This is a genomic window from Limnobacter olei, assembly GCF_029087225.1.
GTDB lineage: Bacteria > Pseudomonadota > Gammaproteobacteria > Burkholderiales > Burkholderiaceae_B > Limnobacter > Limnobacter olei.
Window position 1 is genome coordinate 1 of record NZ_JARFJD010000043.1, and the last position, 10,894, is coordinate 10,894.

Here is a 10,894-nt window from a genome sequence, read left to right on the forward strand (position 1 = left end):
ACAACTCCCGGCTAATATTTGGACTACCCAGTAATTTTCCTTGCTATTGGGCTTGTCCGATAAGATGCTGCCAATAGGATTTAAGCAAACAAATTAAAATTAAAACTCCTTGAAGTCACAAAAGAGGAAAAAACTCATGGAAGGTTGTTTGAAGTCATTTGGGATCTTCTTGGTGTTGCTTATCGGCGGATGCTCCACCTATGCGGTCAATGACATTTATTCAACCCCAGGTTCAAACACGGAAGTCTTCCAATCTGTAAAAACAGATGCAGTTGATTTGAGGGTTTCTCTTGTTCCGACCCTTCGATTTTCTTCAGTTGGCATGTTAGGTGTTCCAGTGGTACCCATGTATCTGGATTCAAAAGATAAGAATGAGCTTAGGCTGAACATAGTTATGCGCCTATACAAAGATCTCGACTTTTCGTTCGCCGGGAATCCCTGTTTCAAACTCGACGATCAAAGAACCTTATGTCCAAGGTTGGCGGAGGTGTCGGCCAGAGCGTATGTTTGGTCACACGAAATGCATGGGAAGGACTTCACTACTAGGGTGTTAAAGGATATCGGTAATTTCTATGGAAGAGACCGACCCAAGCTGATCGTTCGTTCGCAGAAGGCTGAGGATCGAATTTCTCGTGCTGACATCTATCAACACTATGAGGCGTATCGAGGTGAGCCAAAATTTGAGCGACTCGATCTAAACATCGACTATGTGTATGACTGCTCTGGTCCATGTCCTGATGACTTTAAATTCAATACAGAGGGTTTGGTTGCAATTCAGGACCTTCAAATAGAATCAAGGACACTGGAACTGAAGCAGAATAAGGCTGGCAAGTTGGATCTTTCTGTTCCCACAAATTAAGCTCTTTTTAGATGAGTGTTTTTAAGTGCATATCTCCTGTCTAGGCTACTTTACTGATCATAGAACACCGGAAGGCTTGTTTGGTTGATCGACATGCTCGGCCATCCGGCTTGGCTTGATGTTGGCTGACATTAATGTGCAGAAGTAAGCTAAGAAATTTAGTTCTTTGAGACTTTGGTAAAATCATTTAATAACCTTCTGAAATCATCCCACTCATCGTCCTGATAAAAGTTGATTTCAATGGGGTAGCGCGGGTGGTTGCTTAACGATTTGTTTAAAGCCTCCAAGAACTGGTCTTGATCGTTAATGTAGTAGCAGAGTTCTTTCAGATTATTTCCAGTTCGGCTGTAGGCATGGCGTAGACGGTGCCCATTCTCAATGAGTTCTTCGATGGCATCTTCCAAGGCAATCATTGCTTGATTATCGTTATGCAACGGCATCCCGTTATTTGATGAACCGTCGTACTCCCATGAAATGACCGTAAACCAGGTCAAGCTTGACCTTACCTTGTCTTCCGGCAGCTCATTGACAAACTTGTATATCACAGGCATTCCGTCTTCATAAGCACGCCCAATTATTCCTGATTCGTCTTCAGCGTTTGCTGCCATAGAGAGAATTACTGCCATACATATCGCGATTAATTTATTCATACCACTTTACCAACTTGGCTTAAGCCCGTGATCAATGAGCTGCTTGCGGTACTCAGAAAGCTCCTTCGCTGAAGCGTATTTGCGCCAATCGTTTGTGAAGTACTCAGAGAACTTGCGCATATCGGCCTTTGCCGATTCTCGATCATTTATCGCAGAATATGAGGCGGCGCGGCTTAAGTAAACAAACGGATAGTCGATCTGGTGTGGTATGCCTGCCGTGAAAGCCTTAATCGCTTCCCGGTGTCGCCCCATCTCCTGAAGAGTCCATCCTTTGTGATACTGAATCATCATGGAGGGACCTTCGCCCTCTGCCTTGTCGACTTCCTCCCCCCGCTCAATAATGGCCTTTAAACTGTCCTCTAATCGTCCTGCAGAGCGAAGCATTGTTGCGTAGTTAACAATCTGAAGTCGGTAAGGTGGATTGGGGAGAGTGAAGGACAACTCCATCTCGGCAATGGCTTCGTTGAGGCGGCCGAGGCCCTGGAGTGCCCAAGCCCTGCCCAGGTGATACCTGCTACGGGAAACAGCGTCGAACTTCTGATTTGCTGCGCATAACTTTAAAGTTTGCAGCGGAGGTTCGTAATTTTGAACAATCACATCAGAATAGGCGTTTTCACAGTCCGCAACGCTGGGCGCTTTGATATCGTTAGCGGGTGAGGCAAGTGCTAAGAGTGCAATCGTCGCTAGCTGCATTTTTGCTCCAAACGTGCAACTTGAAGTTTAATTTGAATTTTACAGATCTTAAGTTTCTTATTTTCAAAGAAAAGAGCCGTTTTGGGTTGATTGCTTCGTCGCCTTTGCGAGAAGGGTAATGCTTTTTTGTATTCAAGCTCATGGAACTGGACTACCCTGCCTATCCTGGACAACTCCCAGCTAAGGTTTGTCTATTTTTTAGGACTCACTCTTTTGATAGGTCGCTCCAAACTAATGGGAGTCGCGAGACGGCATCCAGGTTATGCGCCGAGCTAAACTTTTTCCGAAAAGCAAACCTGCCAACGCCAATACCAAAAAAGAACTGATATGCGCCAATAACAGTAAGTTTCATAACTGCGCCTTAGCGTTGGAAGCGATTGTTAGAAGTCTTTTTACCTCTGCAACAGAACTTGGGCAGCCTTGGCTTTCAACACTAGCGATACGCGGAAGCAATCTGATGAGATCGCTGGGGGATGCGTTGTCGGCACGGCGAAGGTAATAGCTGCCATTCGACACAAATATGCCTACCTGAGAGGCCTGGGTGTCGAAATGCACTTCAAGAGACCCACCATCGTTGCCAAAAAATACCCAATTGCCTTGAGACACATCGAAGCCCTCGCAATAGGAGATTGCGTCTTTTTCGGAATCAAAGACATTGAGAGAGCAGTCATCGGTGGCAAAGGCGTAGATCATGACTTGTAATGTTTGATGTAACCGGGCGACGAAGGCGAGACGCCAAGCCAGGGCCGGTGAAAATGTACAGCGTGCCTTCGGCTCGGGTTTGGAGGCCCGCCGTTGGCGCTCCGGTTCAGCAACCAGTTAGACCTCATCAGCGCATGCCCTTCTTGAATGCTCGCAGTAGGATCGCCAGCACGGGAATTGCTGCAAATGAGAAAACGAGAAAGGGAACCTTGTATGGCGATAGCATTGAGAACCACTGTTCTGATGTATGAGCCTCGCCTGGCTCCCGTACAACCAGGGAGTAGCCCACAGGACCGGGGTCCAGCAGCCACATTGACGTAGCGTAGACAAGGTAAAGAGCTACAGTGGCGATAACGAGGAAGAGCACTGGCCGTGACAACGCGTTCCAAGTCAGATAGGACGCGCTACAGGCGAGTAGAAGAGGAAAGCAAAACAGTATGAGTAACTCGACGAAGAACATATCGTTATAAAAAGTCTAACTTAATTTATCTAACAATAACGGCAATGTCAGTTTACAAAGAATTACATAAACCGGATGAAAAATAAACACTGTCTATTCGCTAACAAATGGTGAACCAAGAAGATGATCCCGAATTTTTTCAGGTGGCTATAGGTGCCGTACGGGGGAACGTTACCGAATATTCGTAAGGCGCGCAGATCAGCATCAAAAAGCACCCCACGCTTTCGCGGGGAAAAGTGGTTATTCCTTGCAGTGTTGACTTGCGAGGGAATTGCTGTTCTGGATAAGTAAAAAGCCGTCTGTTGGCTAATCGTGTTTCATCTAGACATGTTCGCCGCTAAGTCGGTTGATCCGATCGAGCAACTAGGTAAGCAAATTGCTAGCGTGTACTGGACTGTGATCTTTGTTCCCAAGCGACGAGATATCGCGGAGATTCAATTGGCATCGAACGGCCTACTGGGTTGTATTGGGAAGCAGACGAACTTCGTGAATTTACTGAAGACCTCACGAGCAAGAAAAATCACGGAGAAAATGCGTACCCTGAACTTGAATGCCTGATTGACATTGAAGCTAAGCAATAGATTGCGTCCAAGCATCCGGTTCGTTAATCTATGCCTAGATATGAGAACTGATCAGAAACCCCTAATTTTGCCGCTTTGATTCAATTGCGGTGCGGTCTTGTCCAATGTCTGGCTGTGATGAAAATTGTCTCGGCTGATGGGGGCTGTGTGGTTGAGGACGTGTGAATATAACCCGGATAACGGTCTTCGATGAACAATATGAACTACCTGCGTTTCATGCGGAAGTGGATAACTGTTTCTTGTGGTGCAATCTTCACTGGGGGATGTTACGGAACAGTTGCGGCGATTCTGGTGATGTACTCATTGGATGTTTCTGAAAACGACGCGCTGCTGTATGTAGGGTTGCCTGTAGCCATTATTGGAGCGGTGTATATGTGGCCCAGGCTACCAAAGATTCTCGGATTTGATCACCGATAAGGTTGTAATTTTGATTTCCACTCCCAGTGGAACTTCGACCATGGAATTGCCGCTTACTATAGAGTTTCAGCGACCGACCTGAATAGCCCAGCTGTTCTTGGACATTTTTAGTCTCAAAAATTTCCTTGTAACGGGTTGCTAAGTAGAGTTCACCGCCGAAAGCCCCAAAAAAAGGCCGTTTCTCCGAAAACTTTTTTTCGTGACTGTGAAACCATTCCCTATAACGACCTTCGGGCAGCAGGGAATGTAGATGGAAAATTCAAAAGTTTTCACAGACGAATCGATCGAACAAATCATCGCTGATCATGACCTCTCGAGGTTTATCAAAGTGTTTGGTTTGGCACATTGCGCGGCAGATCTTGACCGTGCAGTCCAAAACCTGATCGACGCTTTTGAGCAAGTGGCGAGCAAACTTTTAGATTTTCCAAAGCTGCTTGAGGCAGGCTTTGTTCTCGCTAAAATTAAGTATCGTCTGGAGTGCCTTCCGTCGAAGGACTTGGGAGTCAAACTTGTTCCAGGGCAAGGGCCGTTATCATGCTTAATGGCGTATGACCGGGTAAATGATTCTCAGAAGTTAGATCTCGCGCTGGTGTTAACAGCGATGTACCTTGGGGATTATCACCCTAAAACGCTGATTCAAATTCTAAGCAAACATGTAAAACGAGATCCCCTCGAAGAGCTTTCGTTTAGTGGTGATTTCCAGGTTGAAAATGCCTTAAAAAGAGCCACGTCCCAATCTGCAAAGGTATTGGACCTTTTGGTTGAAGGCTCGGTGCGATCACCGCTTGATCGCTTGCAGGCTTATCAAATGCGTTTGCATGACGAGCACGACTTGCAAAGAAGACGAGTCTTACTGAACCACGCTCGTTTCTCGCAAGAGACATTGATTGAAGTCAGCGCGCAAGTTCAGGAACGTGCCAGGCAGGGCGATGGTCCATCAATTTGTGAGCTCTTGTCGCTACATATTAATTGCCCACCCGGTCTCACCGTGGCTTTACCGTGTTGGCCTGAGCCCGGCGCTTTTCACTGGCTATCGGTTCGAGAGTCACTCATCTACACGAATCGATCACTGTTTATGCCTAACGCACGCGTGGACGCTGACTCAAACCGGAAAGCAGATGAGTGGTATTTGGCAAAGCCAATTGCTCAGGCACTAAAAGATCCACTGCAGCTTGCATTGATCAAAAACCCTGATGCAAGGAATCTTGGCGAGTTGATTGGGGTTTCTGAGGATGACATTAATCGAGAGCACCCTGAGATAACAGATCTGCGCAATCGATTATCCATTGAAGCTATACATAGGTGTGGTGATGATGTGCTGGCTGCATTCGCATTCAGCGATCCACGCTTGTTGTCGCGTGGACCTGCTTATTACAGAAAAGTAAAACAGAGGGATGCGGCAACATTGTTCTCTTCGGTATTTGCGTCGTTTAGGATACCAACGGTATCCATTGATGTCGGCTCCACCCGAGGATTTGGTTCGCTTGCCCAAGTTAGGAAAGAGAACGTAGCCCAGGCCTGGGGCGCCTTAACAACACAAGTCGAAGCGCTAAGACCCACCATGAATGCGAAGTGGCCTGAGCTTGCGACGTTTCACAACGCATTCGCGATTGCGACTGCATTCATGTGTTCAATCGCATTGGCGCTGCGTCCCGCGCAAAGTTATCCACTCAAGCGTTGCTCAATTGGGACCGATTTCGTGGTCTTTAATGACAAAGACAGCCATCAGGTGACCGAATTCGTCGAGGTCCCGTTTGGTGAAATTGTAAAAACCCAGCTGGATCTTTATATCGAACATCTTGTGCAACTTCGCGGGAAAGCTCGAGAACAGGAATGCTCTGAGAAGATACCTAACAACATCACAAAAATTCTAGAGGTAGGCTCTTCTGAGCCGCTGTTGTTTCGTATAACCCGAAATGGTCTCAGCCAGTTGGGATCAACACACCTTTCTGATGCGCTTAAGCAATGTGGCTTTGATTTGCCACCGAATTTCGGTCGCCACTTGGTTCAGTCTCATCTTTGCAACCTAAAAAGGGTGGAGATCAATCGACTTTCGCGACACGGATCGATCTTTCAATCCAGCAATAACATGGGAGTTGACCTTTCCCCCGAACAATCCGCAGCAGGTGTAGTTCGTGGCACCGAAGACTTATTAAGGCAGCTAAACATACTCCCATTGTCGGGTCTTCGAGGTTGAGGCTTGCGATGAGTCGCTTGATTAAATTCAGTAAGGGGGATCGTAGGACGACCTTAGTTGATGACTATTTCTACGCATCTACAAATGTCCTACGCGACCTGATTGTTAGCATCAGACCCCATAAGGCATTCCTTGGGAAAATGTTTATTGATAGATGGAAACGCCTTCAGACAAAGGAACTTCAGGTCCTAAATGTTCCTGAGCGATTACTGGTAAGCCTATTCGTCAATGACCTGGTTCTGCGGCTTGATCTACTCGAAGCAGTGGTCCGTACGATCGCAGCAAACTCCGTGGATAAATTCGCTGTTGAAGGCCGCGTGTCTGTGGTGCTCGAAGACGGATTAGTGATGAACGTTTTAATAAGTGCTGCCACAAGTCGTCTGATCACCAAGCACTACGATGATCTTGGCGTTAATGAACTTGATGTCGAGAAAACACTGACCCAGATTGATAAATGGTTCTGGGGTGAGGAGAGCTTTGAAAGTTTTGTAGGTGGGTTTGCGCTTGTGACAAAGCAGTATTTACCCCCCGTGGTGTTCGCGTCAGTTGCCGGGTTCTTGGAATACGAATCGTTAGAAGAACGAGTGTTTAAAAGGGCTAACGGTCTTGAACATACATTTCAAGCCGATGTAGATGAAATCAATGATTACCCAGCTTTAGGAGAACGAAGCCGTCAGGTCGAGAATTCTGATTGGTGGTTTGCCCACCAGATGCAAGATCGGCTTAGGGACGTTACAAGGGGTTTTGCGTCCAAGAACTCAATTCTGATTCAAATCGATACCGATGTTATTCGACTTGTGGATCCGGATACCGTTGGCTATATGTATCTCGACTGGGTTCGTTATTTGATCGTTTATGGTTCAAGGCACAAGTCAATACTCAAGCCGAGCACTATCGAACAGTACGCGCGACTTGTTTTTCGTCATTTGTTGGAGGGTGTGAATCCACAGTTGTCTGTCTTTGACTTTGTAACTCAACACTTAAAAGAGTCTGAGCTTCCAACTATTTCGGACGTAGCTGGCTCATCAGCTCCACAGCTTAATGCTGGGATGGATGTATTCAAACGATATTTGGCGGATGTTTACCTGATCGAAACGGACATTGCCTACATGAAAGGCTACAAGGGGATGATTGAGGCTGAAGTCATTTGGCCAAGCGAAATTAGTAAGGCAATTCAGCAAGCTCGAACTATTCCTGATCGAATCCTTTCCGTGAATTGTTCTGTAGCCTTTGTTTTGGCGACATTGGTGAGATTGCGTATCGGTGAATTATTGCGACTCGAGATTCGGGATTTTCAGATATCCGAGCTCGAGCAATCATTGTTGGTGAATATCCGACACAGTAAATCCGACGCAGGCGAGCGTACCGTGCGTATTCCCTTAGATCAAGCACGGCTACTTTTGCAATTCTTGACGTATCGGATCAACATTGATCGAGCAGATTCCAAAGCATCTTTGTGGGGAAATTATGAAACTGAAGACGTGTATCGCAGCGCAACGTTCCGTGCCACTCTGAACGGAATTCTCAAACTAGTAACAGGTGAACCAGGCGCGCGTTTTCATTGGCTCTCGCACGCAAAAGCGACCTCCGAGTTTTGGCAACTTTTTAGCGGCCGTTCACAATATCTACAACATCCAAATCCAGTTTTTGCGATTGCGGCAGATCTAGGTCATTTGAGTTACTGCACATCATGGACCACCTACACACATTGCGTGGATCATTTAATCGCCCTTGCTGCGAGAAATTTATGGGGATCGATCCCGCGCGAATACCTGCCATCGTGGGACTTCCGGGTGTGGTTGAGTGCCGCAAGCATTAACACTTATAAATCGACAGTTCGGCGCGGAAATTCTCGTGGCTTATCCACCGGTCAATCTCATGCGAGGTTGATTTACCGGAACAACGCGAAAGAAACTTCACCGCCTTTTGATCAATCCTTAATTCAATTTCCAAGTTTTGACGAACTCTGGCCAGTGAGCAAAACTGCAGCGGATTTGAAACCTGTGGATGTTTTTAAGATTGCGTGTGCCCTTACAGACGTCGATGGGATTGATCCGGCACGGCTCATGCAGCAGTTCGGGATTGATAACAAAACTTGGAATCAGATTTATTGGGTGCTTGGGCAGTACGGTCGATTTGAATCGGTGTCTGCACTGTACCCGGATGAGCTGCGTTATCTCACTCATTTGGTGAAAGCATTCAGTCATGGTTTTCGTCGCACGACTGAAGCCATGTTGCTTGCGCTGGCTTCTGGTGCTTTCAATCAGCAAGAAGACTATTTTTATCTCCGTGAAATATTTACATCACGAAACCTTGTTGTTCCGCCAAATGATCCACGTTTCAAAAAGCTCATCGCTTTTCTGAAATCGTCAGGGGTAGAACCCGAGCAATGCAGTTTTGAAGTTGGAGTGCTTGTAAATCAAAGTGACAGTGACCAGCTAATTAATCTATTCAAATACACCTATCTCCGCGCACCACGAGTGAGTTATTGCAAAGGCAGTGCAAGAAAGCAGGTGAGACTACATGTCTTCAAACCAGATTTGCGATCAACGTCAAAAACGTTCAACGGCAAAAGCAATGCGCTGGTTAGCGGTGTAACCGCAAGAGAATCAAGGCCCGGCAACAGGGCGGCGATTGGAATTTGTTTGCAGGCGGCTCTTTTTTGTCAGGTAGTTGTTTGGGATATTCACCAAAGGGGGAAGTTATGAGGCGTTCAATTGAAAAAATTGCGATCCCGCTAGATTGGCTTTGGCCATTGAAGATCAGCAAGTTCATTAATGAGTTACATAGCCGTGATTTTGAGGAAATTGATCGAAAAGTCCGCGCTGTCCTGTCGCCCGTTTTTTCGCTGCTACCTGAGCTTACAATTTCTGGTGCGTTGGAAAATCGATTAAATCCTAGTACGAATCGGGAGGAGGTTTTTTACCAACCAGTCCTTATCTCGTCTCGGCAACTTCAGTTGCAATTTGAGGCTGATCGTGCTCTAAAGCTTGAGGCTATTCTAAAAAGCTGCCTTGAGGAGTTCGCGAGGCTTCCGATGATGCTGGAAACGCTGCTACAGGCCCAGCAACTCAAGCCGCTTAAGTCCTTGTCTCCACAAGAGTATCAAGCGCTTTCCATTCTACGCGCCTTGTTTGATTCACGCCGGACGAAGGAATCCTTAGCGAATAACCACAGCGTGAAAATTTTTGAGCAAAAAGGTCCCGATACCGAACATCAGCTTAGTTTTCGGGCGACAGTAAGATTTAAAGGTCGTCAATGTGTTGTCCTTGAGTCGGTGCGCTGGAACAAAACGAATCCAGTAAGAGTGAATCAACGTGGATTTAAGTTGACGTTTCGGCCAACATATCTCTTCGACGATGATCATAATTACCTCGATCGATTCGAAAAGCTGCTGCGCAGTGGGCAACCTGCTCAATTTATTTGTAGAGCTACCCTCAAAGAACGAAATGGAAAGCTAAAGGTGGACAGTGCAGCAATCGAGCAGCTAATTGATGAATGAGACAGTCTACGCATCCATCAATCGCTGGGTGTGATGCGTCTGCACCTCCTCATTTCTCACGACATGCCATGTTGATGACACCTTCGATGGTGTTAACTTCCATTCCTGCACATAGGCTCGGCCCTCGACCGTTTCGAAGCCTAGGAATACGATTTCATCAGCATTGAATTTCATCAATTTTGCTTCATAAAGGCCTGGTGCTCGACTCACCCCGCCGTAGTAGGAATTCACGCTCAACGACATGAATTTGCCGTCGTGGTTGCTTTTGATCACCCCATCATCATGAATTACCGGGGGTGATTCCAAGCGTTTGCCGCGTTCGCGAAGCAGAGTGAGGTTAAAGAGCATAATTAAAAGCTGTATATAAAAACAGTATTTATATTATGCGATCTGCTTTCCATCGTCCATCAGAAAATTACCGAGTCTGCCCAACAGAGCTTTGTAACCTATCCCCGATTCCGTTTTTACAAAGGAAAAATCCACACAGAAGTATGTCTCCTGTGTGGAACATCTAGCACTGCTAGCGCCTTTGTGATCAGCATTCCCTGTGTCGATCAAGAGCAGCCATGAGAAAGTACTTTTCATTGGCCCGAATGAAGTCTGGAACCTTCTGAAAACCATGCGCCTCGAGGATCTGTCCAACCAACAACATCAGTTCCCGCGCGTCTTCTAACAATCCCTCATCACCAGGCCGCAGTTTGCTGAACTCCCAAAACCCGGAGAAACAAGCTCGAACACCTTCAGGCCACCCTGTACAAAAGTTTCGGTTGGCTTTGCAAAACGTATGCAAAAAGGCCGCAATTGGCGCGCAGTTGCGTATTCTGGTTGAAACT

At 46.6% G+C, this 10,894-nt stretch carries 8 protein-coding genes; 4 read left to right on the plus strand and 4 right to left on the minus strand.

Going from position 1 to position 10,894, the window contains the following annotated elements; translation table 11 throughout:
* The first annotated feature begins 136 nt into the window (after positions 1-136).
* Positions 137-859 (plus strand): hypothetical protein, encoded by a 723-nt coding sequence (locus tag PY990_RS16000; RefSeq protein ID WP_275272458.1) that lies wholly within the window; start codon positions 137-139, stop codon positions 857-859.
* 158 nt (positions 860-1,017) lie between these two features.
* On the opposite strand, the gene PY990_RS16005 is transcribed toward PY990_RS16000, so the two are convergent.
* The 3 genes from PY990_RS16005 to PY990_RS16015 all read right to left on the minus strand — a co-directional run bounded on the left by PY990_RS16005 (position 1,018) and on the right by PY990_RS16015 (position 2,895).
* Positions 1,018-1,509, minus strand: coding sequence for a DUF695 domain-containing protein (locus PY990_RS16005; RefSeq protein WP_275272459.1), 492 nt, complete (start codon positions 1,507-1,509; stop codon positions 1,018-1,020).
* A gap of 6 nt (positions 1,510-1,515) precedes the next feature.
* A complete protein-coding gene (locus PY990_RS16010) occupies positions 1,516-2,202 on the minus strand; it encodes a tetratricopeptide repeat protein (protein ID WP_275272460.1) in 687 nt (228 codons plus the stop codon).
* A 348-nt stretch (positions 2,203-2,550) separates the two neighbouring features.
* A complete protein-coding gene (locus PY990_RS16015) occupies positions 2,551-2,895 on the minus strand; it encodes a hypothetical protein (protein ID WP_275272461.1) in 345 nt (114 codons plus the stop codon).
* A 1,717-nt stretch (positions 2,896-4,612) separates the two neighbouring features.
* Between PY990_RS16015 and PY990_RS16020 the strand changes: the two genes are divergently transcribed.
* Genes PY990_RS16020 through PY990_RS16030 form a run of 3 tightly spaced genes read left to right on the plus strand, consistent with a single transcriptional unit; the run spans position 4,613 to position 10,061 of the window.
* The gene (locus PY990_RS16020) at positions 4,613-6,559 is read left to right on the plus strand and encodes a hypothetical protein (RefSeq protein ID WP_275272462.1); all 1,947 of its coding nucleotides are present in this window, start codon (positions 4,613-4,615) and stop codon (positions 6,557-6,559) included.
* A gap of 8 nt (positions 6,560-6,567) precedes the next feature.
* Complete coding sequence (locus PY990_RS16025; protein ID WP_275272463.1) at positions 6,568-9,267, plus strand: site-specific integrase; 2,700 nt, start codon at positions 6,568-6,570, stop codon at positions 9,265-9,267.
* Positions 9,264-10,061, plus strand: coding sequence for a hypothetical protein (locus PY990_RS16030; protein ID WP_275272464.1), 798 nt, complete (start codon positions 9,264-9,266; stop codon positions 10,059-10,061). Before PY990_RS16025 ends, PY990_RS16030 begins: the two co-directional genes overlap by 4 nt.
* A 6-nt stretch (positions 10,062-10,067) precedes the next feature.
* Here PY990_RS16030 and PY990_RS16035 read toward each other — a convergent pair whose 3' ends face one another.
* Positions 10,068-10,409, minus strand: coding sequence for a hypothetical protein (locus tag PY990_RS16035; RefSeq protein ID WP_159568597.1), 342 nt, complete (start codon positions 10,407-10,409; stop codon positions 10,068-10,070).
* Positions 10,410-10,894 lie beyond the last annotated feature (485 nt).

What these genes read in the sequence shown, in the direction of transcription:
- PY990_RS16000 (WP_275272458.1), top strand. Translation starts at nt 137, where the DNA reads ATGGAAGGTTGTTTGAAGTCATTTGGGATCTTCTTGGTGTTGCTTATC.
- PY990_RS16025 (WP_275272463.1), top strand. Translation starts at nt 6,568, where the DNA reads ATGAGTCGCTTGATTAAATTCAGTAAGGGGGATCGTAGGACGACCTTA.
- PY990_RS16035 (WP_159568597.1), bottom strand. Translation starts at nt 10,409, where the DNA reads ATGCTCTTTAACCTCACTCTGCTTCGCGAACGCGGCAAACGCTTGGAA.
- PY990_RS16020 (WP_275272462.1), top strand. Translation starts at nt 4,613, where the DNA reads ATGGAAAATTCAAAAGTTTTCACAGACGAATCGATCGAACAAATCATC.
- PY990_RS16005 (WP_275272459.1), bottom strand. Translation starts at nt 1,509, where the DNA reads ATGAATAAATTAATCGCGATATGTATGGCAGTAATTCTCTCTATGGCA.
- PY990_RS16030 (WP_275272464.1), top strand. Translation starts at nt 9,264, where the DNA reads ATGAGGCGTTCAATTGAAAAAATTGCGATCCCGCTAGATTGGCTTTGG.
- PY990_RS16010 (WP_275272460.1), bottom strand. Translation starts at nt 2,202, where the DNA reads ATGCAGCTAGCGACGATTGCACTCTTAGCACTTGCCTCACCCGCTAAC.
- PY990_RS16015 (WP_275272461.1), bottom strand. Translation starts at nt 2,895, where the DNA reads ATGATCTACGCCTTTGCCACCGATGACTGCTCTCTCAATGTCTTTGAT.